Here is a 26,075-nt window from a genome sequence, read left to right on the forward strand (position 1 = left end):
AGGCGCCCCCGCGGGGTGGGGGAAAATGGGGGGCCGAGCCGAAGGAGCCCCGTGACCGTCACCGCCCAAGCCCCCGCCAAGGTCAACGCCCAGCTGAGCGTGGGCCCCGCCCGCCCGGACGGCTACCACGACCTCGCCAACGTCTTCCTCGCCGTCGCCCTCCACGACACCGTCACGGCAACCCCCGCCGACGAACTCCGCATCACCTGCACCGGCCCGGACGCGGACCAGGTCCCCCTGGACCGCACCAACCTGGCCGCCCGCGCCGCGGAACTCCTCGCCGCCCGGCACGGCATCGAGCCCCGCGTGCACCTCCACATCGACAAGGACATCCCCGTCGCGGGCGGCATGGCCGGCGGCAGCGCTGACGGCGCGGCGGCCCTCGTGGCCTGCGACGCCCTGTGGGACACCCGGGCCACCCGGGCCGAACTCCTGGACATCTGCGCCGAGTTGGGCAGCGACGTCCCCTTCAGCCTGGTCGGCGGCGCGGCCCTCGGCACCGGACGCGGCGAGCGGCTCGCCCCTCTGGAGGTCGGCGGAACCTTCCACTGGGTGTTCGCGGTCGCCGACGGCGGACTCTCCACCCCGGCCGTCTACCGCGAGTTCGACCGCCTCAGCCCGGACGCCCCCGCCCCGGCCGCCGCCCCGGACCTCATCGACGCCCTGCGCACCGGCGACGCGAAGGCGCTCGCGGCCGCCCTCAGCAACGACCTCCAGGCCGCCGCGCTCTCGCTGCGCCCCGCCCTCGCGGACACCCTCGCGGCCGGGACGGCGGCCGGAGCCCTGGCCGCCCTGGTCTCCGGCTCGGGCCCGACCACGGCCTTCCTGTGTGCGGACGCCGACGCGGCGGCCCGGATCGCGCAGGCCCTCATCGCCTCCGGCACCTGCCGCACCGCCCGTGCGACCACGTCCCCGGCCCCCGGCACGACCCTGGTGACGGGCGCCTGAGTTCAGAGTTCGTCGACCGCGGTGAGGTCGAGCTCGATGACGTACGGCTTGGCGACCTTGAGTTGCTCGCGCTGCATGCCCATGTGGACGTAGGCCTGCGTCATGGGGTCGAGCTCGTAGACGTGGATCACGGGCCGGCTGCCGTCCGCCCCGCCCCGCTCCACCCGCCAGTAGTTGGGGATGCCCGCGGCTGCGTACTTGTGCGGCTTGGTCGTGCGGTCCCGCGACTCCGAGTCGGGGGAGACGACTTCGACGGCCAGCAGGACGTCCTCGGCCCTGAAGCGGGTCAGATCGGGTCCGGTGATCGCGGACGCGCGGACCACGCTGATGTCCGGCTCCGGGACGTTCTGCCGGTCGAGCACCACGGCCATCTCCCGCACGGCCTTCAGCTCCGGCGGCAGGGTTTGGCGCATCCCCTTCATCAACAGCTCGATCACGAGGAAGTGGAAGTAGCGCTGCGGGCTCACGAAGATCAGGCTCCCGTCGATCAGCTCGGTGTGAGACGGGAGATCGGGCAGCGTGAACAGGTCGTCCACGGTGTAGCCGTCCTTGGGCGGCACAGGCCACGGGTGGCGGTGCTCCACGGACTCGGCGGCGGTCATGGTTCCTCCCATGGACGGGATTCTTCGGCCTGCCCGTCCACGGTAGCCGCCGCTTTCCGAGCACGTCACCGCGCAGCGTGAACGCGTCGCCGGGTGTTCGGCCGCACGTTCGGGCGGGCGGCGACGCGCCCACGCCCCCGTACAGCGCACGCCCCCGCACAGCGTGCACGGCCCGCCCCCGCACAGCGCGCAGGCCGCCCCCACCGGGCAGCTCCGCCCACCCCCTACTTCGCGACCCGCACGCTCCCCTTGGCCAGCTCGTACGCCGGCAGCATCTTCCGGTGTTCCTGGGTGTCCACGCCGCCCAGGTGGAGCAGGAGTGTGCCCTTCGGGGTGACCACGGCCAGGGCGTGTTCCTGCTTCGACTCCTCCGTCAGCTCGCTGTACGACTCGTAGACGACCTCCGCGGCCGGCAGCCCGCCCGCCCGGACGTCCGAGTACGCCGCCTTGCGGGCCCCCTTCTCGGCGCCGACGAACGCTTCGAGGGCCGCCCGCGGCGAGGCGGCGCTGCCCGTCCACGCCCGCAGGAACCCCACGCTCCCGGCCGGCTTCGCGTCGATCTCGCAGGCGAGGGTGAACGGGCCCTGATGGGCCAGCCCCGCCAGGGGCGAGTCGTCCGCCCCGGCGTCGACCGGCTTCGCCTTCCACTTCGCCGCCAGGTCGAACGACGCGGGCAGCACACAGGCCGAGCCCGGCGCCCCCACGCTCCCGGCCTTCGCCGCCGCACCCGGACCGGTCGAACCCGCCGAAGGGCCCGGGCCGGCCGACGTACCCGTACCGGTGGAGCCCGCCGCGGCGGGCCCCGTGTCCTTCTCCGTGCCGCACCCCGCGAAGGCCGCCACCGCCAGCACCGCCGCGACCGCGCCCCGCACCACATTCCGCCTCATGAGCCCCCGCCCCTGATCGACCCCGATGAACTCCCGCGATCCCTTGATCGCCGACCGAACGCTATCCGACCCCGCGCGGCGACTACCCTGGACGACGATCCATCCCCCTGCTCAGGAGTGAAATGGCCGTCAATCTGGTCAATGTCGAGGCAGTCAGCAAGGTGTACGGGACCCGTGCCCTGCTCGACGGGATCTCCCTCGGCGTCTCCGAGGGGGACCGGATCGGGGTCGTCGGGCGCAACGGCGACGGCAAGACCACCCTGATCCGGATGCTCGCGCAGCTGGAGGAGCCCGACACCGGCCGGGTCACGCACGTGGGCGGGCTGCGGCTCGGCGTGCTCACCCAGCACGACTCGCTCGACCCGCAGGCCACCGTCCGGCACGAGGTCATCGGCGATCTCGCCGACCACGAGTGGGCCGGCAACGCCAAGATCCGCGACGTGCTGACCGGCCTGTTCGGCGGACTCGACCTGCCGGGCTTCGCCCAGGGCCTGGACACCGTCATCGCCCCGCTGTCCGGCGGCGAGCGGCGCCGCATCGCGCTCGCCAAGCTGCTCATCGGCGAGCCCGACCTGATCGTGCTCGACGAGCCCACCAACCACCTCGACGTCGAGGGCATCAGCTGGCTCGCCCGCCACCTCCAGGCCCGCCGCTCCGCCCTCGTCTGCGTCACCCACGACCGCTGGTTCCTCGACCAGGTCTGCACCCGGATGTGGGACGTGCAGCGCGGGTCCGTGTTCGAGTACGAGGGCGGTTACTCCGACTACGTCTTCGCCCGGGCCGAGCGCGAGCGCATCGCCGCCACCGAGGAGGCCAAGCGGCAGAACCTGATGCGCAAGGAGCTGGCCTGGCTGCGCCGGGGCGCCCCGGCGCGCACCTCCAAGCCGCGCTACCGCATCGAGGCCGCCAACGAGCTCATCGCCGACGTGCCGCCGCCGCGCGACACCAGCGAGCTGATGAAGTTCGCCAACGCCCGGCTCGGCAAGACCGTCTTCGACCTGGAGGACGTGACCGTACAGGCCGGCGAGAAGCTGCTGCTCAAGCACCTCACCTGGCAGCTCGGCCCGGGTGACCGCATCGGCCTGGTCGGCGTGAACGGCGCCGGCAAGACCTCGCTGCTGCGCGCCCTCACCGAGGCCTGGCGCACCGGGGGCGAGGCGCAGCCGGCCGAGGGCAAGGTCGTCGTCGGCAAGACCGTCAAGCTCGCCTACCTCTCCCAGGACGTGGCCGAACTCCCGCCCGCCCTGCGGGTGTTGGAGGCCGTGCAGCAGATCCGTGACCGGGTGGACCTCGGCAAGGGCCGCGAGATGACGGCGGGTCAGCTCTGCGAGCAGTTCGGCTTCTCGAAGGAGAAGCAGTGGACGCCGGTCGGCGACCTCTCCGGCGGTGAGCGCAGGCGGCTCCAGCTGTTGCGCCTGCTCATGGACGAGCCCAACGTGCTCTTCCTCGACGAGCCCACCAACGACCTCGACATCGAGACCCTGACCCAGCTGGAGGACCTCCTCGACGGCTGGCCCGGCTCCATGGTCGTCATCTCCCACGACCGGTTCTTCATCGAGCGGACCACCGACCACGTGTGGGCGCTGCTCGGCGACGCCGCGCTGCGGATGCTGCCGCGCGGCATCGACGAGTACCTGGAGCGCAGGCGGCGGATGATCGAGGCGGCACCCGCCGTGGCGGCGGCGCCCGCGGCCCGGCCGGCGAGCACCGTCTCGGCGCAGGACGCCCGCGCCGCGAAGAAGGAGCTCCAGAAGGTCGAGCGGCAGCTCAACAAGATCAATGAGCGCGAGACCAGTCTGCACGCGCAAATCGCCGATAACGCCACGGACTTCGGGAAGGTGGCGAAACTGGATGCCGAGCTGCGTGAACTGATCACCGAGCGCGACGCGTTGGAAATGCGCTGGCTCGAACTGGCCGAGGAAGCCTGAGACACACGCGTACGAAGGCCGTGCGGTTCTCGCGTAGAGACCGCGTACAGACTCAGTAACGGCGGCATTACGGGCCGGTTCTCCCTTGGGAACAGGGGCGGACCGGCCCGTGGCGTGCGGTCGTTCGAGTGATAGAAAGTAGCTCCGTTCGACTGACGTAAAGACGCAAAGACGCAAATTCGGGGGTATCTCGCTGTGACCCAGCCGCCCAGTTCCCAGCCGCCGCAGGGGGGCTTCGGAGCACCGCAGGACCAGCCCCAGGGGCCGCCCGCCCAGCCGCAGGGGCCGCCGCCCCAGCCGCCGCGGATGCCGGCCGCGCCGCCCACTCCGCCGGCCCAGCCGCCGCAGATGCCCCCGGCCCCGCCGGCCGGTGCCCCCGGCTACGGCTACCCGCAGGCACCCCCGCCGCAGCCGGGCTACGGCCATCCGCAGGGCCCGCCCCCGCAGCCGGGCTACGGCTACCCGGGCGCCCCGGGCCAGCCTCCGGCGCAGGGCAACCCCTACGCGCAGACCCAGCAGGGCGGTTACGGCTACCCGGGCCAGCCGCAGTACCCCGGCGCGCCGATGCCGCCGCAGGGCGGGGGCGGCAAGAACCCGTTCAAGGGCAAGCCCGCGATGATCGTGGCCGCCGCGGTCGCGGGCCTCCTGGTCATCGGCGGTGGCGTCTACCTCGCGACGAGCGGCGGCGACGACGACAAGAAGCCGGTCGCCAACACGAGCCACAGCGCACAGCCCTCCGGATCCCCCACCGTCGACAAGGGCGACGGCAAGGGCGACGGCCGCAGCGGCGGCGACTCCGACGACATCAACGCCGGCCTCAAGGCGGGCGAGGTGCCGGTCTGGCTGCACGAGAACGAGACGCCGCTGACCCAGAACGGCGCCGAGCAGTACGGCCCCTGGCGCCAGGGCGACGTCGTCGTCAAGGCGATGTACAAGGAGGTCGTCGGCTACGCCGTGGCCGACGGCAAGGAGAAGTGGAAGGTGTCCCTGGACACCCCCATCTGCGGCGCCCCGCACGACACCACCGCGGACGGAAAGATCGTCTTCGGCGTCCAGGAGAACAACACCAAGGACGCCAAGTGCAACCAGCTCCAGATGGTGGACCTGGCGGCGGCCAAGGCGGGCTGGAAGGCCCCGGTGCCGTCCGAGAACGCCTTCGACATCATGGTCAGCTTCGACATGGCGATCAGCGGCAACACCGTGGCCCTGGCCCGCATGGGCGGCGCGAGCGGCTTCTCCGTCACCGACGGCAAGAAGCTCTACGGCACCCCGAAGACCGGCAACTGCAGCTCCGACGCGTTCGCGGGCGGGCCCCGGCTGATCTCCGTGGGCACCTGCAACGACCCGAAGAACTCCGGCGGTGCCCAGTCGGAGCTGCTGCAGGAGCTCGACCCGGCCACCGGCAAGCCCAAGTGGGGCTACCAGTACGAGAAGGGCTGGTCGATCCGGCGCGTCTACTCGGTGGACCCGCTGGTCGTCTACGCCACCAACAAGGACAAGAAGTCGTGGAACATCGCCGCCTTCACCGCTGACGGCAAGATCCGCTCGCAGGTCGACTCGAAGTCCCAGCTGACCGCCAACTGCAGCGGCTTCGGCATCGTCGACCGCGAGCTCCAGAACTGCTCGGGCACGGCCGCCGACGCCAACACCCTCTACATCTCCACCGAGGGCAAGGACAGCCCCAACCTCGGCGAGGGCCGCAGCAACGACGTGGTCGCCATCGACCTCGGCACCGGCAAGGAGAAGTGGCACGCGGCGGCGCCCAAGGGCCGCATGATGCAGCCGCTCGCGGTGGACGGCGGCAAGGTCGTGCTCTACATCGAGCCGGGCATCGACGACGCGGGCGCGGCCATCGCCACGCTGCCCCCGACCGGCGGCGCTCCGCAGATCACCCTGCAGAGCCCCGCGGCCTCGTCCGGCACCGAGCGCAACTTCTTCAGCCCCCACCTGGCGTGGTCGGGCGGGCGCGTCTTCGTCCTCAACGGGCGGGTGAACAGCCCCAAGGCCGACAAGAAGGACAACTCCCTGCTGTCCTTCGGCAAGTGACGCCCCAACTCCCCGTCCCCGCCCTCCAGTCAGAGGTTCCCCCGGCATGAGCCAGCCACCCCAGCCACCCCAGCAGCCCCCGCGGCCCGAGGACACGCCCGCGGGCTCCGGAGCCCCGCAGCAGCCCCCGGCCCCCGGATTCGGCGCGCCCCAGCAGCCCCCGGCGGGCGGCTTCGGCACACCCACTCCGCCGCCGCCCTCCGGACCGCCGAACACCCCGCCCCCGGCGGGACCCCCGGCCTACGGCTACCCGCAGGCGCCCGGGCAGCAGCCCGGCTACGGCTACCCGCAGACCCCGCCCCAGCAGCCGGGCTACGGCTACCCGAACCAGCCGCCCGGGCAGCCCGGTTACGGCTATCCGAACCAGCCGCCCGCGCAGCCCGGTTACGGCTACCCGAGCCAGCCGCCCACCCAGCCCGCGCAGCCGCAGTACGCCCAGCCCCCGTACACGGTGCCGGGCGCGCCGGGCCCCGGTGGACAGCCCGGCGGCAAGAAGCCCAACACCCAGCTGACGATCATCATCGCGGCGGTCGTCGCGGTGGCCCTGATCGTCGGCGGCGGCCTGTGGTACGCCTCGGGCAAGGACGACGGCAAGAACGACGCCCAGCAGGGCGACACCGGTGGCGCCAAGGGCACCGGCGGCTCGACCGGGGGCGGCGGCAAGGAGAAGGCGCCCGCCAACACCGCGGCCAAGGTGCTCTTCCAGACGCCTCAGCCCAAGGTCACCGACCTCACCGCCGTGCACGGCTCGTGGCTCACCGACAAGGTGTACGTCAAGGCCGGCGTCAAGGAGATCGCCGGCTACGACCCGGCCAAGGGCACCCAGCTCTGGAAGCTCCCGCTGACCGGCAACGTCTGCGAGTCGACCCCGCACGTCTCGGCCGACGGCAAGACCGCGTTCGCCTTCGAGACCCAGGAGAACGGCGCCAAGGTCGGCTCCTGCACCGAGGTGGCGGGGCTCGACCTGACCACCGGCAAGCTGCTGTGGCAGGCCGACATCAAGGGCGCCAACGGCGACCGCAAGACCCGCTTCGACGAGATCACCCTCGGCGCGGGCACCGTCGCGGCCGGCGGTCTCGACGGCGGCGCGGCCTGGGACCTGGCCACCGGCAAGGAACTGTGGAAGCCCACCACCACCGCCGACCAGTGCAAGGACGTCGGTTACGGCGGCGGTGACGCGCTCGTGGCCGTCCGCAAGTGCGGCGACTACGACAAGCCCACCATCAACGTGCAGAACCTCGACCCCAAGAGCGGTCAGCCGATCTCCACGTACAAGATGCTGCCCGGCATCCAGTACGCCCACATCGTCTCGACCAGCCCGCTGGTGCTCGCCGCCGACGTCGGCGAGAGCGCGGGCGACGGCAGCGGGATCTCGGACTTCTTCTCCGTCGACGCCAAGACCGGCAAGCTGCTCGCCCGCATCCCGGTCCCCGGTGACAAGTACGCGGCCGACTGCGACAGCACCTCCGTCGAGAAGTGCACGATGGTGGTGGCGGGCAACGGCAAGCTGTACGTGCCGACCGAGGAGCACGACAACGCCGGCGGCTCCGGCTCGTCCGGCCACACCAACGAGGTCGTCGCCTTCGACCTCACCACCGGGGCGGCCGTGCCCGGCAAGGCGGACGCCGGCGACGGCTACACGATGTACCCGCTGCGCATGGACGGCAAGAACGTCATCGCCTACAAGGACGCGCCGTACAACAAGGGCACCCAGGTCGTCAGCATCGACGGCGGCGCCCTGACGTCGACGCTGCTCCTGGAGAACCCCGCCGAGCGGTCGGTCCGCGACGCGATCACGTCGTTCTCCGCGAAGTACTCGGACATCCTGTACGGCAACGGCCGCCTGTACATGGGCGCCACGCTCCTGAGCAAGCCGTACTCGGACAGCGACGCCGCGAAGAAGCTCCTGTTCATGGCGACCGGGACCGGCTGAGAGCGCGTGTGGCGGATTCATGGCGATCGGCGGGGGCTGCTGAACGTGCAGGCCGGATTCATGGCGGCCGGGACCGGCTGAGAGCGCGCACGGCGAAGGCCCCGCGGGACGGAGTTCACGCTCCGCCCGCGGGGCCTTCGGCCGTTTCCGCCCGTACGCACCACGGCGCGGCCGACCCGCCGCGCGCCGCGGTCAAGGGGCGTGCGCGGGCGCCGCAGAACGGCCGAGAATGGCGTTTCACCTCCCGCTATCGCTCCCTCGTCCTTCCTCAACCAGCCCTGCGTGCCGGAGAATTCGGCATTCCGGGGGCTTCTCTCCGGTAAGCGGCGCGCTGCGTCGAACAAGCGTGTAGCTTGCCGGGGCAAGAGGGGCCGGGGACCGGGAGACCCAAGAGGGCCGACCGGCTCGACGAGCTCGGCGGGCCCGGGGATGGGGGTAGCTCGATGGGCGTGCGGCTCATGGTGGTCGACGACCACCGGCTGCTCGCCGAGGCACTCGCCTCGGCGCTGAAACTGCGGGGCCACCGGGTGCTCGCCGCGGCGGCCCCGGTCGCCGGAGCCGCCGAACTGGTGGTGAGCCGGGCGCCCGAGGTGTGTCTGCTCGGCACGGCCGCACCGGCCGAGCCCGGAGTCTTCGACCCGATCGTACGGATCAAGCGCGAGCGGCCGCAGGTCGCCGTGGTGGTGCTCGGGCCGGTGCCGAGCCCGCGCGGGATCGCGGCGGCGTTTGCGGCGGGGGCCTCCGGCTATGTGCGCCACGACGAGCGCATCGAGGGGGTCGAGCGCGCGATGGTGAAGGCCAGGGCGGGGGAGGCCGCGGTGGCGCCCCAGCTGTTGCAGGGCGCCTTCGCCGAGCTGCTCAACCCTGCCGCCCAGCCCGACGACGAGGGGCAGCGGTTGCTGCAGCTGCTGACGCCGCGGGAGGTGGAGGTTCTGGTGCGGGTGGCGGACGGGGAGGATACCCGGCTCATCGCTGCCGGGATGGGGATAGCTCCCTCTACTGCGCGTACCCATGTTCAGCGGGTTCTGATGAAGCTCGGGGTCGGGTCTCGGCTTGAGGCCGCCGCCCTGGCCGCCAGAACCGGCCTCCTCGACCGAGCGACCCCCTCCCACTGACGCCCCGGGGCTCCGCCCCAGCCCCCGGGGGCGCTTGCCCACCCACCCGCCCGTGCGGGGGGTTGGAGGGTGCCTGGCTCCCTGGGGCTCCGCCCCAGACCCCGGGGCGCTTGCCCACCCACCCGCCCGTGAAGGGGGTTGGATGGCCCGGCCCCTGGGGCTGCGCCCCAGACCCGCTGAGGGGCTCCGCCCCTCGAACCCCGGCGGGGTTTGCCCACCCACCCGCCCGTGCAGCGGGTTGTACGGGCTGAGCCCTGGGGCTGCGCCCCAGACCCCCTGAGGGGCTCCGCCCCTCGGACCCCGGCGGGGGCTGCGCCCCAGACCCCCTGAGGGGCTCCGCCCCTCGGACCCCGGCGGGGGCTGCGCCCCCTGCACCCCGGTCGCGCCTGAAGGCCAGTACCGACTCTGCCAGGGGCGCGGGGAACTGCGCGACCAGCCACGCACGGTGCGAGGCCGACAGCGGGTTGAGGGGCGCGGGGAACTGCGCGAGAAGCGACCACAGCCCGCACACGACCGGCCGAGCTAAGGGGCGCGGGGAACTGCGCAACCCCGGGCACCCCCAGCACCCCCGGGCCCCCAGCACCCCCCAGGGGCGCGAGGAACTGCGCAAAACGGGTGGGGCCGCGCCCCGAGGTGGGGCTAGTCGGAGGGGGGCGGCGGGGCCGTGGGGCGGAGTTTCAGCCAGAGCAGGAAGAAGACCCCCAGGACCAGCATCCCAAGCCCCGTCCAGAGGTTGATGTTCACCCCTTGCGCCTTCTTCAGATCCGCCTCGGACGCAAAGACCCCCGCCCCGCCGACGATCAACCCGTACAGGGTGAACAGGCCGCCGATGATCCGGCGGATGTCGAAGAGCCGTGCCGCGGAGGCCGACTTCTGCTCCAACTCGGAGACTTCACGCTGCAGTTCGGACATTTCGGAGCCTCCGGTTCAGAACGAGTAGGGGATGTAGCAGAGCGCGGCCAGCACGATCGCGCCCCAGCCGAGCAGCGCGGGCCGCCGGTACCAGGCGCTGTCGCCCTCGGCGGGCGGCTCCTCGACGCCGGGCGACTTCGTCCCGTACACCAGCCCGGCCAGCTCCGCCGCGGGCTTGGGCGCCGTGAACAGGGTGACGGCCACCATCACCACCGCGCCCGCGACGAACCCGACGATCGCGGAGACGAAGTTGGCCCCCTGGTCGGTCGGGATGGAGATGACGCCCTGCTTGTAGATCCAGAAGTAGTTGACCATCGCGGCGGAGGTGCCCGCGAAGAGCCCCCACACCCCGGACTTCACCGAGGCCCGCTTCCAGAACATGCCGATCACGAAGACCACGAACATCGGCACGTTGAAGAAGGAGAACAGGGTCTGGAGGTAGCCCATGATGTTGGAGAACGAGGACGCGATGAACGCCGTGCCGATCGAGGCGAGCACGCCGATCGCGGTGATGAGCCGCCCGAACTTCAGGTAGTAGGCGTCGGGCCGGTCCTTCTTCACGTACTTGGCCCAGATGTCGTACGTGAACACGGTGTTGAAGGACGACACGTTGGCCGCCATGCCCGCCATGAAGGCGGCGAGCAGACCGGTCACGGCGATGCCGAGCACACCGTTGGGCAGCAGCTCCTGCATCAGGAGCGGGATCGCGTCGTTGTACGTCAGGTCCGAGCCCGGGGTGCCTATCTTCGGGACGAGCACCGCCGCCACCAGGCCGGGGATCATCACCAGGAAGACGATGAACATCTTCGGGAACGCCGCGATCAGCGGGGTGCGGCGGGCCGCGCTGAGGTTCTTCGCGGACAGGGCGCGCTGCACCTCGGCGAAGTTGGTCGTCCAGTAGCCGAAGGACAGCACGAAGCCGAGGCCGAGCACGATGGTGAGCCAGTTGGCGCCGAGCGGATTGGCCTGGCCGATGCCGGTGCCGCCCCACGCGGACAGGAAGTTGTCGCCGTGGCTGGCCTTGAGCGAGCCGGTCAGGCCGTCCCAGCCGCCGACGCGCTTGAGGCCGAGGATGGTCAGGGGGATGAGCGCGGCCAGGATCACGAAGAACTGGAGCACCTCGTTGTAGATCGCCGAGGAGAGGCCGCCGATGGTGATGTAGGCGAGCACGAAGAGCCCGGCGACGACGATCGCCACCCACTGCGGCCAGCCGAGCAGCGCCTCCACGACGATCGACAGGGCGTACAGGTTGACACCGGCGATCAGCACCGCGGCGAACGCGAACAGCGCCGAGGCGAGCAGGTGCGCGGACCTGTCGAAGCGCTGGAGCAGGAACTCCGGTACGGAGCGGACCTTCGAGCCGTAGTAGAAGGGCATCATCACGAGCCCGAGGAAGACCATGGCCGGGATCGCGCCGATCCAGTACCAGTGCACCACGGCCACGCCGTACTGGGCGCCGGTCGCGGACATGCCCAGGATTTCGGTGGCGCCGAGGTTGGCCGCGACGAAGGCGAGGCCGGTCACCCAGGCCGGCAGTGAGCGTCCGGAGAGGAAGAAGTCGAGGCTGGTCTTCACACTGGCGCGGGCGGCGAAGCCGATGCCCAGAACGACGATGAAGTAGATCGCCAGAATCGTGTAGTCGAGCCCGTTGGTGGGGAGCCGGAGTCCCGCGGCCAGATATTGCATGCGTACCCGCTTCGTCGCGCTTACTGATCCGGGACGGGAACCTACGCCTCCATGTTCAGAAACTGAACACTTTTGATGAGATTGTTTGTTTGATTGTGATCGACGGTGCACTTTTGGGTGGGAACGCTCCCACTTCGGGGGAAGGCTGCGCGCTCGACGGCAACCGCTTGCACGGGCATTGACGAAGGCTGTTGGCTTGTGATTTGTTGTGTGCGATTCTGTTGGATGGTGGAGGTTGCAGGTGAAGAAGACGTCGACCCGGCTCGCCGACGGTCGTGAGCTGCTCTACTACGACCGGCGCGACGACCGCGTACGCGACGATCCGGACCGCCGCCCCCTGGACGCGGTGTCCACCGCCTCCGAGCTGCGCCGCGACCCCCTGCTCGGCGACACCGTGGTGGTCGCCTCGCACCGCCAGGGCCGCACCTATCTGCCGCCCGCCGACGCCTGCCCGCTGTGCCCCTCGCGCGAGGGCCGCGACAGCGAGATCCCGGCCGCCGACTACGACGTCGTCGTCTTCGAGAACCGGTTCCCCTCGCTGGCCGGCGACTCCGGACGCTGCGAGGTCGTCTGCTTCACCTCCGACCACGAGGCGTCGTTCGCCGACCTCACCGAGGAGCAGGCCGCCCTGGTCCTGGAGGCCTGGACCGACCGCACCGCCGAACTCGCCGAACTCCCGCAGGTTCAGCAGGTGTTCTGCTTCGAGAACCGGGGCGCCGAGATCGGCGTGACCCTCGGCCACCCGCACGGCCAGATCTACGGCTACCCCTTCACCACCCCGCGCACCGCCCTCATGCTCCGCTCGCTCGCCGAGCACCGCGAGCGCACCGGCGGGCGCAACCTCTTCGACGACGTCGTCCGGCGCGAGCTCGCCGACGGCGAACGGGTGGTCCTTGAGGGCGAACACTGGGTGGCCTTCGTGCCCTACGCCGCGCACTGGCCCTACGAAGTGCATCTGCACCCCAAGCGGCGCGTCCCCGACCTGCGGGCGCTCGACGACGAGGCGCGCACAGAGTTCCCACAGATCTATCTGGAACTCTTGAGGCGCTTCGACCGGATCTTCGGTCCCGACGAGCCGCCCACGCCCTACATCGCCGCCTGGCACCAGGCGCCGTTCCGGGGCGAGGCAGCCGCCGACCGCGCGGAGTTCGGCCTGCATCTCGAGCTTTTCACCATCCGACGCACTTCCGGCAAGCTGAAGTACCTCGCGGGTTCCGAGTCCGGCATGAGCGTGTTCATCAACGACGTGCCGCCGGAGGCCGCGGCCGAGCGACTGCGAGAGGTGGCAAGCAAGTGAGCAAGTACCTGGTGACGGGCGGCGCCGGCTACGTGGGCAGCGTGGTGGCGGCCCACCTCGTCGAGGCCGGGCACACCGTGACCGTCCTGGACGACCTCTCCACGGGCTTTCGCGCTGCCGTGCCCGCCGGGGCGGGCTTCGTGGAGGGCCGCGTGCAGGACGCCGCGAAATGGCTGGACCGCTCGTACGACGCCGTCCTCCACTTCGCCGCGTTCTCCCAGGTCGGCGAGTCGGTGAAGGTCCCCGAGAAGTACTGGGACAACAACGTCGGCGGCACCATGACGCTGCTCGCGGCGATGCGGGACGCGGACGTGCGCACCCTCGTCTTCTCCTCCACGGCCGCGACCTACGGCGAGCCGGTCTCCACCCCCATCACCGAGACCGACCCCACGGCCCCCACCAGCCCCTACGGCGCGTCCAAGCTCGCGGTCGACCACATGATCGCGGGGGAGTGCGCGGCCCACGGCCTGGCCGCGGTGTCGCTGCGGTACTTCAACGTGGCGGGCGCCCACGGCAGTTGCGGCGAGCGCCACGAGCCTGAATCCCATCTGATCCCCCTCGTCCTCCAAGTCGCCCTCGGCGAACGGGAGTCGATCTCCGTCTACGGGGACGACTACCCGACCCCCGACGGCACGTGCGTACGCGACTACATCCACGTGGCCGACCTGGCCGAGGCGCACCTGCTCGCCCTCGACGCGGCGACCCCCGGGGAGCACCTGGTCTGCAATCTGGGCAACGGCAACGGGTTCTCGGTCCGCGAGGTCGTCGAGACCGTGCGCCGGGTGACGGGCCACCCCGTCCCCGAGGTGATGGCGCCGCGCCGCCCGGGCGACCCGGCGGTCCTGGTCGCCTCCGCCGCACGCGCCCACGAACGGCTCGGCTGGCGGCCCTCGCGCACCGACCTCGCCCAGATCGTCGCGGACGCGTGGGCGTTCGCCCGGCGGGCGGAGGGCTCCGGTGAGTGAAGTGGCCGACGCCTTCCGGGAGTTGTACGGCCGCGCACCCGACGGGGTGTGGGCGGCGCCCGGCCGGGTCAATCTCATCGGCGAGTACACCGACTTCAACGAGGGCTTCGTGATGCCGCTCGCCCTGCCGCACACGGCGGTGGCGGCGGTGGCGCGGCGCACGGACGGGGTGCTCAGGGTCCACTCGGCGGACATCGCCGGCCCGGTGGTGGAGCTGCGGCCCGGCGACCTGGAGCCGCTGTCCGGCGCCGGCTGGGCGGCCTATCCGGCGGGCGTCCTGTGGGCCCTGCGCGAGGCGGGCCACGCCGTGCCGGGCGCCGACATCCACCTCACCTCGACGGTGCCGACGGGGGCCGGGCTCTCCTCCTCGGCGGCCCTCGAAGTGGTGACCGCGCTGGCGCTGCGCGACCTGTACGAACTCCCGCTGTCCCTGCCGGAGTTGGCGGGCGTGGCCCAGCGTGCGGAGAACGCCTTCGTCGGCGTGCCCTGCGGGATCATGGACCAGACGGCGTCGGCGTGCTGCACCGAGGGCCACGTCCTGCACCTGGACGCCCGTGACCTGACGCGCCGCCAGATCCCCTTCGACCTGCCCGCGCAGGGGCTGCGCCTCCTGGTCGTCGACACCCGGGTGCAGCACGCGCTGGGCGACGGCGCGTACGCCGAGCGGCGCGCCGCCTGCGAGCAGGGCGCGCGGGAGCTGGGTGTACGCACCCTGCGCGAGGTGGGCGCCGCGCACCTCTCCGACGCGCTGGACGCGCTCTCCTCGGCGCGTGTCCGGGGCTGTGTACGGCACGTGGTGAGCGACAACGCGCGGGTCGCACGGGTCGCGGAGCTGCTCGCCTCGGGCGACGTCCGCGCGGTGGGGCCGGTCCTGACCGAGGGGCACGTCTCGCTGCGGGACGATCTGCGGGTGTCCTGCCCGGAGTTGGACCTGGTGGTCGAGACGGCTGTGGGGGCGGGGGCGTTGGGGGCGCGGATGACCGGTGGGGGGTTCGGGGGGTCGGCGATCGTGCTTCTGGAGGAGGGGGTGGTGGGGGTGGTCTCCAAGGGGCTGGCCGCCGCCTTCGAGGCTGCTTCCCTCGCGCCTCCTCGCCTCTTCGAAGCGACTCCGTCCCGGGGGGCGCATCGTCTCCTTTAGCCCTGGGGGCCCTGACCCTTCGGTCGGGCGCGGACCGTGCCGGCTTGCTCGCGCAGTTCCCCGCGCCCCTCAATCCCTGGTCGGGTGCAGACCGTGCTCGCTTCTCGCGCAGTTCCTCGCGCCCCTTAAACCCCCGGTCATGTGCGGGTCGTGGTCGCTTCTCGCGCAGTTCCTCGCGCCCCTGGCGGGGCCGGGGGGCCCGGGGTTCGCGCAGTTCCTCGCGCCCCTTGGCTGCCCGGTGCCGGCCCGCGTCGGGTGTTTCAGGCTGTCCGGCGATTGAGGGCGGGCGCCCTCAAGGCGCGATGGGGGTGCGGGGGGCGGAGCCCCCGCCGGGGGGTCGTGGCAGGGGCTTGGTCAGGGTGTATTCGGTTACGCCGGGGGGGTAGTCGGGGACCACCCCGACGACGGCGTACCCCCGGGCGCGGTAGAACTCCGGCGCCTGGAAGTCCCACGTCTCGACCCGCGAGAACCCGCACCCCCGCTCGGAGCGCGCCAACTCCTCTGCGCGCGCCAGGAGTTGCGAACCCAGGCCCCCGCCGCGCACCGCCTCGTCGACCCACAGCAGCTCGACGTGCAGCCACCCCGCCCACGTCCGCCCCACAAGACCCCCGGCCAGCAGCCCCTCCTCGGTCAACCCCCACACGTGGAGCGGTACTTCGGACGCGGCGGGCGTCCCCCGCAGGGCGCGCAGCGCCGGTGAGCGCTCGGTGTTGGTGGCGCGCAGCCGCCGGTGCAGCTGGGCCCGCCGCCCCTTGTCCACTTCTGTCTCAAGACGGAACATGAATCCCACCCTAAACAGGTGCGCACGCCACGTAGCCGGACGGTTTCCATCAGTTCGGCAAAGTGCCTTCCGCGTGCGGCCCGCAGCCCTACGCTGATGCACAACACCGGTGGGGGCCGGTGTTGATCAGGGGGCGAGACAGTCGGGTACGTCGCCCGGGGGTGGGGTAGTGCTCAGAGCACGGCGGCGGCCGTGCGGCTGCGGTGCCCCGGTTCCGGGCGGCGTACCCGTACCGGTCCGTCCCCCGACCCTGGGGGTGTCACTTGGTACGTATCCGAGTTCTGGTCGTGGACGACCACCGCATCTTCGCCGAGTCGCTCGCGGCGGCCCTGGCGGCGGAGCCCGATGTGGACGTGGCCGCGGCCGGCAGCGGCCCCGCGGCGCTGCGCTGCCTGGAGCGCGGGGCGGCCGAGGGCCGCAGGTTCGACGTGATGCTCGTCGACGCGGACCTGGGCACATCGGCCACGGTCCCCGTCGCCCGCGCGGTGCCCGAAGGCGGCGGCGCGGAGGGCCTGGTGGACGGCATCTCGCTGGTCGCGGGCGTGCGTTCGGGCCAGCCCGCGGTGCGTACCGTCGTCCTCGCCGAGAAGGACGACCCGCGCCGCGCCGCCCTCGCGCTGCAGGCCGGCGCGTGCGGCTGGGTCGCCAAGGACTGCTCGCTGCAGCGGCTGCTCGCCGTCATCCGGGGCGTACTGCGCGACGAGACGCATCTGCCGCCCGCGCTGCTCACCGGCGTCCTGCGCGAGCTGACGGCCGCGCGCAAGCACCGTACGGAGTCGGAGCGGCTGGTCGAGTCGCTCACCCCGCGCGAGCGTGAGGTGCTGCGCTGCATGGTGGCCGGGCTCGGCCGCAAGGCGGTCGCCGAGCGGCTGTTCCTGTCCCCGCACACCGTGCGCACCCATATGCAGAACGTGCTGGGCAAGTTGGGTGTGCACTCGACGCTTGCGGCCGTGGCGCTGGCCCGCCGCGCGGGCGTGGGCCCGGTGGACCTAGCCGGGGATGTTGTCGAACGGGGCGGTCAACTGGCGTAGCAGCGCGGCCAGTTCGCCGCGCTGGCCCCGGCTCAGCTCGGCGAGGATGGCCCGCTCCTGCTCCAGCAGGCCGGCGAGCGCCTGGTCCGCGCGGTCGCGTCCCTCGGGCGTGAGCCGCACCAGGACACCGCGCCGGTCGCTGGGGTCGGGGAGCCGCTCGACCAGGCCCTTCTTGGCGAGCCGGTCGATCCGGTTGGTCATCGTGCCCGAGGTGACCAGCGTCTGGGTCAGAAGCTGTCCGGGGGAGAGCTGATAGGGCGCTCCGGCCCGCCGCAGCGAGGTGAGCACGTCGAACTCCCAGGGCTCCAGGCTGTGCTCGGCGAACGCCAGCCTGCGGGCCCGATCGAGATGGCGGGCCAGCCTGCTGACCCGGCTGAGCACCTCGAGCGGTTCCACGTCGAGGTCCGGGCGCTCTCGGCGCCATGCTGCGACCAGTCGGTCGACCTCGTCCTCCATGACGATCAGTGTAGAGGGTCTGTCGATGTGAAGTCTCTTGACGTCAAGATATATATCGAGCCACCATTGGGCATGGAGGGGCCGGGACCCTGTCCCGCTTCGCCCAGCCGTACCTGCAAGGGGGCTCGAACATGTACTCCGATCCACCGTCGATCACGCCGTCCCGGCCGCCGGTCTGGGACCCGCAGCAGTACCTGCGCCACGCCGGGCACCGCACCCGCCCGTTCCTGGACCTGCTCGGCCGCATACCCGACCTGCCCGCGGCCGACGGCCCCGCGCCGCGCATGGCCGACCTCGGCTGCGGCCCCGGCAATGTCACCGTCCGCCTCGCCGACCGCTGGCCCGACGCCCGTATCACCGGCTTCGACCTCTCCGAACAGATGCTGGCCCAGGCCGACAAGGACTACGCGGGCGCCACTCCCGGCGGCGGCCGGCTCGACTTCGAGCTCGCCGACGCCGCGCACTGGGTGCCCGCCGAACCGTACGACCTGATCGTCTCCAACGCGGCCCTGCAGTGGGTGCCCAACCACCCCGACTCCTTCCCGGCCTGGATCGACGGGCTCAGCCCCGGCGGCACCTTCGCCTTCCAGGTGCCGGGCAACTTCACCTCGCCCAGCCACGCGATCCTCGGCGAAATCTGCGCCTCGCCGCGCTGGCGCAGCCGCCTCGGCGAGCACGGCCGCCGCTATGTCCACATCCTGGAACCCGCCGACTACCTGACCCGGCTCTCCGGCCTCGGCTGCGAGACCGATGTCTGGGAGACGGTCTACTGCCAGCTGCTCACCGGCCCCGACCCGGTCCTGGACTGGGTGAAGGGCACCGCGCTGCGCCCGGTGCTCACCGCGCTCGACGGCGACCAGGAGGCCATCGACGCCCTGCTCGCCGAATACCGCGACCGTCTGCGCGAGGCCTATCCGCCGGGCCCGCACGGCACCGTCTTCCCCTTCCGCCGCATCTTCGCGGTGGCCAGGAAGAAGTAGCGGTGGCCGGGAAGAAGTAGGGGAGCCGCGCGATGCTCACCGCCGTCGGCCCCGACGGTGAGCGCGCCGCCGCAACGCCAAGTGCCCCGCCCCTCCGCGCGGAGGGGACGGGGCACTCGTGTGCTCGGAGGTACGAGCGGGCGTGCGGGGCCTAGAAGATGCCGCTGTACGCGTTCCAGCCGCCGCCGAGGCCCACGCGCTCCTTGAAGGAGCCCGTGCCGTTGGCGTCGTAGCGCCAGGCCTTGCCCGAGCCGTCCACGCCGATCAGGTCGGTGCGGCCGTCGCCGGTCATGTCGCCGGGGGTGGCCAGCTTGTTGTAGCCGTTCCAGCCGCCGCCCAGGTCGATGCGGTTGCCGAAGCCGGGCGTGGCCTTGCCCGGGTACATGAACAGGTGGCCGTTGCCGTCGCGGGCCAGCAGGTCCGCGACGCCGTCGCCGTTGACGTCGCCGGCGCCGAGCAGCTTGTTGAACCCGTTCCAGCCCGCGCCGAGGTCGACCCGGTTGTAGAACCCGGTGCCCTGGCCGTTGCCCGGGTACAGGTAGAGGTGCCCGTTGTTGCCGCGCGCCAGCAGGTCGCCGTTGCCCTCGCCGGTCAGGTCGCCGACGCCGGCGAGACCGTTGAACGCGTCCCAGCCGGCGCCCAGGTCGCGGCCCTCGACGAAGAGGTGGCCGCCGCTGACCTCCAGGAGGCTGCCCCAGCGGCTGTCGCCGCGGAGCGAGGAGGTGAAGGTGACGTTGGCGCCGGCCCAGCCGCCCACGTCGCTGATGAGCTGGCGGTCGGACAGCGTGCCGTTGCCCTGCACCCAGTAGTAGTAGAGCGAGCCCTGGGTGTCGAGGGCCATCAGGTCGCCCTTGCCGAAGGCCGGGTTGCCGCCGGAGTTCGCCAGGGTGGCGGAGTACCAGCCGGTGGCGTTCATGGCGCCGCGCGGGCCGAGGCCGCCCTGCGCGTCGATGCCGTAGTACCAGAGGGCGCCCGCGGCGTCGCGGCCGACGATGTAGCTGCCGGCGGCGTCGTCCATCACCATGATCTGGTTGTAGACGGTCCAGCCGCTGCCGACCTTCACGCGGTCCTTCAGCGGGGCCGCGGCGCTGCCCGAGCCCGGGTAGAAGAACAGGTCGCCGCCGGGCGTGCGGGCGACGATGTCGGCGATGCCGTCGCTGTTCATGTCGAGGCTGCCGACGATCTGGTCGTAGATGCCCCAGCCGCTGCCGACCTTGGTCCGGTTGCCGAAGGGGCTGCCGCTGATCGAGCCCGTGCCCGGGTACAGGAACAGGTCGCCCGAGGGCGTGCGGGCCAGCAGGTCCGCCTTGCCGTCACCGGTGAGGTCGCCCGGCACGACCAGCTTGTTGTACGCGTTCCAGCCGGCGCTCGACCAGGACAGGGAGCCGCCGTACACGGAGAGGCTGTCCTGCTGGTCCTGGTCCTTGACCGGGGTGGCGTACAGGCCCGAGTACAGGGACAGCGTGCCGGTGGGCGAGACCACGAACAGCTCGGGGTTGCCGTCGCCGTCGATGTCGCCGGGCTCGATCAGGTCCTTGGCCGGGGCGTAGCCGGCGGAGACCTCGGGGTTGTGCGTGATCTTCCAGGGCTCCAGGAAGACCTTGCCGTTCGGCTCCTGGTACAGCAGGTCGCTGTCGCCGTCCTTGTCCAGGTCGAACCGGGGCTTGCGCGGCGTCGCGGCCGTGGAGCTGTAGGCCTGCTTGCGCTGCTTGTGGGTCGCCGAGGGCTCGGCGGCCTGCGGCTTCGCCGGCTGGACGGCGGCGTGCGGCGTCGGCTTCGTGTCGGCGGAGGCCGGACCGGCGAGCAGCATGCCCGCCGACAGGACGATGGCGGTGCAGGCCGCGAGGCGGCTCGCGCGCTGAGTGCGCACAGAGGACAAAATTCCCCCCATGGGAATGAAGCGGGTGCCCCGGGAGGAGTTCGATCGCTGCGTATGCGTCGTCGCATGGGCGCGCGGAAAGGCGCTGCACGCACACCGTGGCGGCACGTTCGGCAGTCACGGGTGATGGCACGCGAGGAATGGCGGGAATCCCCCCCGGGATTGTGGGGTGAAGACTACCGCCGATTCCTGTGCGGTTGAAGTGAAATTTGTGACCACCGCTGAATGATCTTGATCATGGGGAGATATGTCCCGACCGGATCAGCTTTTACGGTGGCCTATCAGGCGCGGTTTCGGCTCAAGCCCGTCCAAACCGTGCCAGGCGAGATTCACCAGATGCGCGGCGACCTCCGCCTTCTCGGGCCTGCGCACGTCCAGCCACCACTGTCCGGTGAGCGCCACCATCCCGACCAGCGCCTGCGCGTAGAGCGGCGCCAGCTTCGCGTCGAAGCCGCGGGCCTTGAACTCCAGGCCCAGAATGTCCTCGACCTGCGTCGCGATGTCGGAGATCAGCGAGGCGAAGGTGCCGGTCGACTGCGCCACCGGGGAGTCGCGCACCAGAATGCGGAACCCGTCGGTATACGTGTCGATGTAGTCGAGCAGCGCGAATGCGGCCTGCTCCAGGAGTTCGCGCGGGTGGCCCGCCGTCAGCGCGCCCGTCACCAGGTCGAGCAGTGAGCGCATTTCGCGGTCCACGACGACCGCGTACAGGCCCTCCTTGCCGCCGAAGTGCTCGTACACCACCGGCTTGGAGACGCCCGCCTTCGCGGCGATCTCCTCGACCGAGGTGCCCTCGAAGCCCTTCTCCGCGAACAGTGTGCGACCGATGTCCAGCAGCTGCTCGCGGCGCTCGGCCCCGGTCATCCGGGTTCTGCGGGTGCGCCGTGGCTTGTCGGCGGCGCCGGCCGCCCTGTCGGGGCGGGAAGAGCCGGTGGTGCTGGTGGTGCGGGTGGTGCTGGAGTCGGTCGCCACGTCGTCCATCATGCCGCCTCGGCGGCCTTCTCCTTGCGCCGGGACCGGTCGCCGTCGTTCCGCTTGGCGTCGATACGGGCCGCGCTCGGCCAGCGCACGTCATGGGCGAGACCCAGCTGCTCGCACCAGCGGATGATCCGGGCACTGGAGTCGAGCTGCCCCCGCATCACCCCGTGCCGGGCCGACGTCGGGTCCGCATGGTGCAGGTTGTGCCACGACTCGCCGCACGAGAGCACCGCGAGCCACCACACGTTGCCGCTGCGGTCCCGCGACTTGAAGGGGCGCCGGCCCACCGCGTGGCAGATCGAGTTGATCGACCACGTGACGTGGTGCAGCAGCGCCACCCGCACGAGCGAGCCCCAGAAGAACGCCGTGAACGCGCCCCACCACGACATCGTCACCAGACCGCCCACCAGCGGCGGAATGGCCAGCGACAGCACCGTCCAGTACACGAAGTCGCGCGAGATGCGGCGGATCGCCGGGTCGGCGAGGAGATCCGGCGCGTACTTCTCCTGCGAGGTCTGCTCCTCGTCGAACATCCAGGCGATGTGCGCCCACCACAGGCCCTTCATCAGGGCCGGCAGGGTCTCGCCGAAACGCCACGGCGAATGCGGGTCGCCCTCCGCGTCCGAGAACTTGTGGTGCCTGCGGTGATCGGCCACCCAGCGCACCAGCGGCCCCTCCACCGCCATCGAGCCCGCGACGGCGAGCGCGATCCGCAGCGGACGCTTCGCCTTGAAGGAGCCGTGCGTGAAGTACCGGTGGAAGCCGATGGTGACGCCGTGGCAGCCCAGGTAGTACATGAAAACGAGGAGCCCGAGGTCCAGCCAGCTGACCCCCCAGCCCCAGGCGAGCGGCACGGCCGCGAGGAGCGCCACGAAGGGCACCGTGATGAAGAGCAGCAGAGCGATCTGTTCGATGGAGCGTTTGCTCTCGCCGCCCAGCGTCGCGGACGGCGGCGGGGCCTCGTCCGGCGTCTTGCGCAGATCGGGACTGGTGGTCATTGGGGAGTACCCCCGGCAGGGTGAGGAAATCGAGAAGGATCGCCCGGCTACGGATGCGTAACCTACGGCAACGTAAGTATGGCAGTGCCGTCGCCGGGGACAAGAGCCCGTGACGGCGGGGCGGAACGGGACACCTATCCTGTGTCTCGTCGGACAGCGCGGTCCGCAAGCCTCCAGAACCCTCCAGACGTGCTCAAACACTGCAAGGAGCCGCACCTGTGAGCAGTGCCGACCAGACTCCCGCCGCCAGCAACGAGCTGCGCGCCGACATCCGCCGACTGGGTGACCTCCTGGGCGAGACCCTCGTCCGACAGGAGGGACCCGAGCTCCTGGAGCTCGTCGAGCGGGTCCGCGCGCTGACCCGGAGCGACGGCGAGGCCGCCGCCGAACTCCTCGGCGGCACAGAAGTCGAGACCGCCGCCAAGCTGGTGCGCGCGTTCTCCACCTACTTCCATCTCGCGAACGTGGCCGAACAGGTCCACCGCGGCCGGGAACTGCGCGCCCACCGGGCCGCCGAGGGCAGCCTCCTCGCCCGCACCGCCGACATGCTCAAGGACGGCGACCCCGAACACGTCCGCGCGAGCGTCAAGAACCTCAATGTGCGCCCGGTCTTCACCGCGCACCCCACCGAGGCCGCCCGCCGCTCCGTACTGAACAAGCTGCGCCGCATCGCCGAACTCCTGGAGACCCCGGTCGTCGAAGCCGACCGGCGCCGCCTGGACCTGCGCCTGGCCGAGAACATCGACCTGGTCTGGCAGACCGACGAGCTGCGCGTCGTACGCCCCGAACCCGCCGACGAGGCCCGCAACGCCATCTACTACCTCGACGAGCTGCACGCCGGCGCCGTCGGGGACGTACTGGAGGACCTGGCCGCCGAACTGGAGCGCGTCGGCGTCGAGCTGCCGCCCGGCACCCGCCCGCTCACCTTCGGCACGTGGATCGGCGGCGACCGCGACGGCAACCCCAACGTGACCCCCAAGGTCACCTGGGACGTGCTGATCCTCCAGCACGAGCACGGCATCAACGACGCGCTCGACATGATCGACCACCTGCGCGGACTGCTCTCCAACTCCATCCGCTACGCCGGCGCCACCGAAGAGCTGCTCACCTCGCTCCAGGCCGACCTCGAAGCGCTCCCCGAGATCAGCCCCCGCTACAAGCGGCTCAACGCCGAAGAGCCCTACCGGCTCAAGGCCACCGCCATCCGCCAGAAGCTCGTCCACACCAAGGACCGGCTCGCGAACGGCACCGCCCACCAGCCCGGCCGCGACTACCTCGGCACCGCCGAGCTGATCGCCGACCTCACCCTCATCCAGACCTCGCTGCGCGCCCACCGCGGCGCCCTGTTCGCCGACGGCCGCATGGACCGTACGATCCGCACCCTCGCGGCCTTCGGCCTCCAGCTCGCCACCATGGACGTCCGCGAGCACGCCGACGCCCACCACCACGCGCTGGGCCAGCTCTTCGACCGGCTCGGCGAGGAGTCCTGGCGCTACGCCGACATGCCGCGCGACTACCGCCAGAAGCTCCTCGCCAAGGAACTCCGCTCGCGCCGCCCGCTCGCCCCCACCCCCGCGCCCCTGGACGCGGCCGGCGAGAAGACGCTCGGCGTGTTCGGCACCGTCAAGGAGGCCTTCGAGCGGTTCGGGCCCGAGGTCATCGAGTCGTACATCATCTCGATGTGCCAGGGCGCCGACGACGTGTTCGCCGCGGCCGTCCTCGCCCGCGAGGCCGGCCTCATCGACCTGCACGGCGGCTGGGCCAAGATCGGCATCGTGCCGCTCCTGGAGACCACCGACGAGCTGCGCGCCGCCGACGTCATCCTCGACGAGATGCTGGCCGACCCCTCCTACCGCCGCCTCGTCTCGCTGCGCGGCGACGTCCAGGAGGTCATGCTCGGCTACTCGGACTCCTCCAAGTTCGGCGGCATCACCACCTCCCAGTGGGAGATCCACCGCGCCCAGCGCCGGCTGCGCGACGTCGCGCACCGGTACGGGGTGCGGCTGCGGCTCTTCCACGGCCGCGGCGGCACCGTCGGCCGCGGCGGCGGCCCCTCGCACGACGCCATCCTGGCCCAGCCCTGGGGCACCCTGGAGGGCGAGATCAAGGTGACCGAGCAGGGCGAGGTCATCTCCGACAAGTACCTCATCCCGTCGCTGGCCAGGGAGAACCTGGAGCTGACCGTCGCGGCCACGCTCCAGGCCTCCGCCCTGCACACCGCGCCCCGCCAGTCCGACGAGGCGCTCGCCCGCTGGGACGCGGCGATGGACACGGTGTCCGACGCGGCGCACTCCGCCTACCGGCGGCTGGTGGAGGACCCGGACCTGCCGGCGTACTTCTTCGCCTCCACGCCCGTCGACCAGCTCGCCGAGCTGCACCTGGGCTCGCGCCCCTCGCGCCGGCCCGACTCCGGTGCGGGACTCGACGGCCTGCGCGCCATCCCGTGGGTGTTCGGCTGGACCCAGTCCCGGCAGATCGTGCCCGGCTGGTACGGCGTCGGCTCCGGGCTCAAGGCGCTGCGCGAGGCGGGGCTCGACGAGGTGCTCGGCGAGATGAGCGAGCGCTGGCACTTCTTCCGCAACTTCCTCTCCAACGTGGAGATGACGCTCGCGAAGACGGACCTGCGCATCGCCCGGCACTACGTCGACACGCTCGTGCCGGACGAGCTGAAGCACGTGTTCGCCATGATCGAGGCGGAGCACGAGCTGACGGTGCGGGAAGTCCTGCGGATCACGGGGAGCGATGAACTCCTCGGTACGCACCCGGTGTTGCAGCAGACCTTCGCGATCCGGGACGCCTATCTGGACCCGATCTCCTACCTCCAGGTCGCGCTGCTCGCGCGTCAGCGGGGGGCGGCTGATCGGGGGGAGGCGCCGGATCCGCTGTTGTCCCGGGCGCTGCTGCTCACGGTCAACGGGGTGGCGGCAGGCCTCCGCAACACGGGCTGACCCTTCCGGGGGGCCCGGCCCCCGGCCCCCTGGCTTGGGCCCCTTGGGCCCTGGGGCTTCGGCCCTTGGGCCCCGGCTTCCTGGGGCTTGGGCTCCTCGGGCTCCGGGCTCCTTGGGCTCCGGCCCCCTGGGGCAACCGCCCCGGAAGGTTCGCCGCAGGGGGGTGAAGGGTGCGGCCCCCTGGGGCTCCGCCCCAGACCCCGGGGCGCTTGCCCACCCACCCGCCCATGACGGGGGTTGGATGGGCCCGGCTCCCTGGGGCTGCGCCCCAGACCCGCTGAGGGGCTCCGCCCCTCGGACCCCGGGGGGTTTGCCCACCCGCCCGCCCGTGACGTGGGTTGGAGGGTTCGGCCCCTGGGGCTGCGCCCCAGACCCCCTGAGGGGCTCCGCCCCTCGAACCCCGGCGGGGCTCCGCCCCCTGCACCCCTTTCGGGGGCTGCGCCCCCGGACCCCCCTTCGCGCCTGAACGGCGCTCGTCCTCAATCGCCGGACGGGCTGAGGTGGCCTGGTGCTGCCCAGCACCGAGCAGTTAAGGGGCGCGGGGAACTGCGCGAGAAGCGACCACGG

20 protein-coding genes are annotated in these 26,075 nt (G+C 71.8%); 11 read left to right on the plus strand and 9 right to left on the minus strand.

Annotated elements, in window-relative coordinates; genetic code table 11:
- Nucleotides 1–51 precede the first annotated feature (51 nt).
- Nucleotides 52–948 carry a 4-(cytidine 5'-diphospho)-2-C-methyl-D-erythritol kinase gene (locus ACGF3I_RS24505; protein WP_393135410.1) on the plus strand — a complete coding sequence of 299 codons (897 nt, stop codon included), beginning with the start codon at nt 52–54 and terminating at the stop codon, nt 946–948.
- 2 nt (nt 949–950) lie between these two features.
- Here ACGF3I_RS24505 and ACGF3I_RS24510 read toward each other — a convergent pair whose 3' ends face one another.
- A complete protein-coding gene (locus tag ACGF3I_RS24510; protein ID WP_393135412.1) occupies nt 951–1,562 on the minus strand; it encodes a Uma2 family endonuclease in 612 nt (203 codons plus the stop codon).
- Nucleotides 1,563–1,774: 212 nt separating this feature from the next.
- Nucleotides 1,775–2,437, minus strand: coding sequence for a lipoprotein (locus tag ACGF3I_RS24515; RefSeq protein ID WP_393135414.1), 663 nt, complete (start codon nt 2,435–2,437; stop codon nt 1,775–1,777).
- A gap of 122 nt (nt 2,438–2,559) precedes the next feature.
- Between ACGF3I_RS24515 and ACGF3I_RS24520 the strand changes: the two genes are divergently transcribed.
- From ACGF3I_RS24520 to ACGF3I_RS24535, 4 genes are all read left to right on the plus strand, one after another.
- Nucleotides 2,560–4,365 carry an ABC-F family ATP-binding cassette domain-containing protein gene (locus tag ACGF3I_RS24520; RefSeq protein ID WP_393135416.1) on the plus strand — a complete coding sequence of 602 codons (1,806 nt, stop codon included), beginning with the start codon at nt 2,560–2,562 and terminating at the stop codon, nt 4,363–4,365.
- A gap of 348 nt (nt 4,366–4,713) precedes the next feature.
- A complete protein-coding gene (locus tag ACGF3I_RS24525) occupies nt 4,714–6,411 on the plus strand; it encodes a PQQ-binding-like beta-propeller repeat protein (protein ID WP_393135418.1) in 1,698 nt (565 codons plus the stop codon).
- Nucleotides 6,412–6,457: 46 nt separating this feature from the next.
- A complete protein-coding gene (locus ACGF3I_RS24530; RefSeq protein ID WP_393135420.1) occupies nt 6,458–8,344 on the plus strand; it encodes a PQQ-binding-like beta-propeller repeat protein in 1,887 nt (628 codons plus the stop codon).
- Between the two features lie 443 nt (nt 8,345–8,787).
- Nucleotides 8,788–9,459: a LuxR C-terminal-related transcriptional regulator gene (locus ACGF3I_RS24535; protein WP_393135422.1), complete on the plus strand. Its 672-nt coding sequence runs from the start codon at nt 8,788–8,790 to the stop codon at nt 9,457–9,459.
- 639 nt (nt 9,460–10,098) lie between these two features.
- Here the strand turns inward: ACGF3I_RS24535 and ACGF3I_RS24540 are convergent.
- A complete protein-coding gene (locus ACGF3I_RS24540; protein WP_393135424.1) occupies nt 10,099–10,371 on the minus strand; it encodes a hypothetical protein in 273 nt (90 codons plus the stop codon).
- Between the two features lie 15 nt (nt 10,372–10,386).
- Entirely contained in the window at nt 10,387–12,057 is a 1,671-nt protein-coding gene (locus ACGF3I_RS24545; protein ID WP_393135426.1) for a sodium:solute symporter family protein, read from the minus strand.
- Nucleotides 12,058–12,298: 241 nt separating this feature from the next.
- Here ACGF3I_RS24545 and galT point away from each other — a divergent pair, with 241 nt between their 5' ends.
- The 3 genes from galT to galK are packed head-to-tail and all read left to right on the plus strand — an operon-like array spanning nt 12,299 to nt 15,457.
- Complete coding sequence (gene galT, locus ACGF3I_RS24550; RefSeq protein ID WP_393135428.1) at nt 12,299–13,354, plus strand: galactose-1-phosphate uridylyltransferase; 1,056 nt, start codon at nt 12,299–12,301, stop codon at nt 13,352–13,354.
- Nucleotides 13,351–14,319 (plus strand): UDP-glucose 4-epimerase GalE, encoded by a 969-nt coding sequence (gene galE / locus ACGF3I_RS24555; protein WP_393135430.1) that lies wholly within the window; start codon nt 13,351–13,353, stop codon nt 14,317–14,319. The genes galT and galE overlap by 4 nt, the downstream gene beginning before the upstream one ends.
- The gene (gene galK, locus ACGF3I_RS24560) at nt 14,312–15,457 is read left to right on the plus strand and encodes a galactokinase (RefSeq protein ID WP_393135432.1); all 1,146 of its coding nucleotides are present in this window, start codon (nt 14,312–14,314) and stop codon (nt 15,455–15,457) included. The genes galE and galK overlap by 8 nt, the downstream gene beginning before the upstream one ends.
- 292 nt (nt 15,458–15,749) lie before the next feature.
- Here the strand turns inward: galK and ACGF3I_RS24565 are convergent, their stop codons facing one another.
- Nucleotides 15,750–16,238 (minus strand): GNAT family N-acetyltransferase, encoded by a 489-nt coding sequence (locus tag ACGF3I_RS24565; protein WP_393135434.1) that lies wholly within the window; start codon nt 16,236–16,238, stop codon nt 15,750–15,752.
- A 263-nt stretch (nt 16,239–16,501) separates the two neighbouring features.
- On the opposite strand from ACGF3I_RS24565, the gene ACGF3I_RS24570 reads away from it, so the two are divergent.
- The gene (locus ACGF3I_RS24570; RefSeq protein WP_393135436.1) at nt 16,502–17,269 is read left to right on the plus strand and encodes a LuxR C-terminal-related transcriptional regulator; all 768 of its coding nucleotides are present in this window, start codon (nt 16,502–16,504) and stop codon (nt 17,267–17,269) included.
- Here ACGF3I_RS24570 and ACGF3I_RS24575 read toward each other — a convergent pair.
- Nucleotides 17,228–17,725 carry a MarR family winged helix-turn-helix transcriptional regulator gene (locus ACGF3I_RS24575; protein ID WP_393135438.1) on the minus strand — a complete coding sequence of 166 codons (498 nt, stop codon included), beginning with the start codon at nt 17,723–17,725 and terminating at the stop codon, nt 17,228–17,230. The genes ACGF3I_RS24570 and ACGF3I_RS24575 overlap by 42 nt on opposite strands.
- 131 nt (nt 17,726–17,856) lie before the next feature.
- On the opposite strand from ACGF3I_RS24575, the gene ACGF3I_RS24580 reads away from it, so the two are divergent.
- Nucleotides 17,857–18,705 carry a trans-aconitate 2-methyltransferase gene (locus tag ACGF3I_RS24580; RefSeq protein WP_393135440.1) on the plus strand — a complete coding sequence of 283 codons (849 nt, stop codon included), beginning with the start codon at nt 17,857–17,859 and terminating at the stop codon, nt 18,703–18,705.
- A gap of 151 nt (nt 18,706–18,856) precedes the next feature.
- Here the strand turns inward: ACGF3I_RS24580 and ACGF3I_RS24585 are convergent, their stop codons facing one another.
- From ACGF3I_RS24585 to ACGF3I_RS24595, 3 genes are all read right to left on the minus strand, one after another.
- The gene (locus ACGF3I_RS24585) at nt 18,857–20,575 is read right to left on the minus strand and encodes an FG-GAP repeat domain-containing protein (RefSeq protein ID WP_393135442.1); all 1,719 of its coding nucleotides are present in this window, start codon (nt 20,573–20,575) and stop codon (nt 18,857–18,859) included.
- A gap of 270 nt (nt 20,576–20,845) precedes the next feature.
- The gene (locus ACGF3I_RS24590) at nt 20,846–21,568 is read right to left on the minus strand and encodes a TetR family transcriptional regulator (RefSeq protein ID WP_393135444.1); all 723 of its coding nucleotides are present in this window, start codon (nt 21,566–21,568) and stop codon (nt 20,846–20,848) included.
- Entirely contained in the window at nt 21,565–22,560 is a 996-nt protein-coding gene (locus ACGF3I_RS24595; protein WP_393135446.1) for an acyl-CoA desaturase, read from the minus strand. Before ACGF3I_RS24595 ends, ACGF3I_RS24590 begins: the two co-directional genes overlap by 4 nt.
- Nucleotides 22,561–22,778: 218 nt before the next feature.
- Between ACGF3I_RS24595 and ppc the strand changes: the two genes are divergently transcribed.
- A complete protein-coding gene (gene ppc / locus ACGF3I_RS24600; RefSeq protein WP_393135448.1) occupies nt 22,779–25,508 on the plus strand; it encodes a phosphoenolpyruvate carboxylase in 2,730 nt (909 codons plus the stop codon).
- The last annotated feature ends 567 nt before the right edge of the window (nt 25,509–26,075 follow it).

This window comes from Streptomyces sp. NPDC048111, assembly GCF_043202815.1.
GTDB lineage: Bacteria > Actinomycetota > Actinomycetes > Streptomycetales > Streptomycetaceae > Streptomyces.

What these genes read in the sequence shown, in the direction of transcription:
- ACGF3I_RS24580 (WP_393135440.1), top strand. Translation starts at nt 17,857, where the DNA reads ATGTACTCCGATCCACCGTCGATCACGCCGTCCCGGCCGCCGGTCTGG.
- ACGF3I_RS24545 (WP_393135426.1), bottom strand. Translation starts at nt 12,057, where the DNA reads ATGCAATATCTGGCCGCGGGACTCCGGCTCCCCACCAACGGGCTCGAC.
- ACGF3I_RS24520 (WP_393135416.1), top strand. Translation starts at nt 2,560, where the DNA reads ATGGCCGTCAATCTGGTCAATGTCGAGGCAGTCAGCAAGGTGTACGGG.
- ACGF3I_RS24540 (WP_393135424.1), bottom strand. Translation starts at nt 10,371, where the DNA reads ATGTCCGAACTGCAGCGTGAAGTCTCCGAGTTGGAGCAGAAGTCGGCC.
- ACGF3I_RS24515 (WP_393135414.1), bottom strand. Translation starts at nt 2,437, where the DNA reads ATGAGGCGGAATGTGGTGCGGGGCGCGGTCGCGGCGGTGCTGGCGGTG.
- ACGF3I_RS24595 (WP_393135446.1), bottom strand. Translation starts at nt 22,560, where the DNA reads ATGACCACCAGTCCCGATCTGCGCAAGACGCCGGACGAGGCCCCGCCG.
- ACGF3I_RS24510 (WP_393135412.1), bottom strand. Translation starts at nt 1,562, where the DNA reads ATGGGAGGAACCATGACCGCCGCCGAGTCCGTGGAGCACCGCCACCCG.
- ACGF3I_RS24525 (WP_393135418.1), top strand. Translation starts at nt 4,714, where the DNA reads ATGCCCCCGGCCCCGCCGGCCGGTGCCCCCGGCTACGGCTACCCGCAG.
- ACGF3I_RS24575 (WP_393135438.1), bottom strand. Translation starts at nt 17,725, where the DNA reads ATGGAGGACGAGGTCGACCGACTGGTCGCAGCATGGCGCCGAGAGCGC.
- ACGF3I_RS24565 (WP_393135434.1), bottom strand. Translation starts at nt 16,238, where the DNA reads ATGTTCCGTCTTGAGACAGAAGTGGACAAGGGGCGGCGGGCCCAGCTG.
- ACGF3I_RS24530 (WP_393135420.1), top strand. Translation starts at nt 6,458, where the DNA reads ATGAGCCAGCCACCCCAGCCACCCCAGCAGCCCCCGCGGCCCGAGGAC.
- ACGF3I_RS24535 (WP_393135422.1), top strand. Translation starts at nt 8,788, where the DNA reads ATGGGCGTGCGGCTCATGGTGGTCGACGACCACCGGCTGCTCGCCGAG.
- ACGF3I_RS24590 (WP_393135444.1), bottom strand. Translation starts at nt 21,568, where the DNA reads ATGATGGACGACGTGGCGACCGACTCCAGCACCACCCGCACCACCAGC.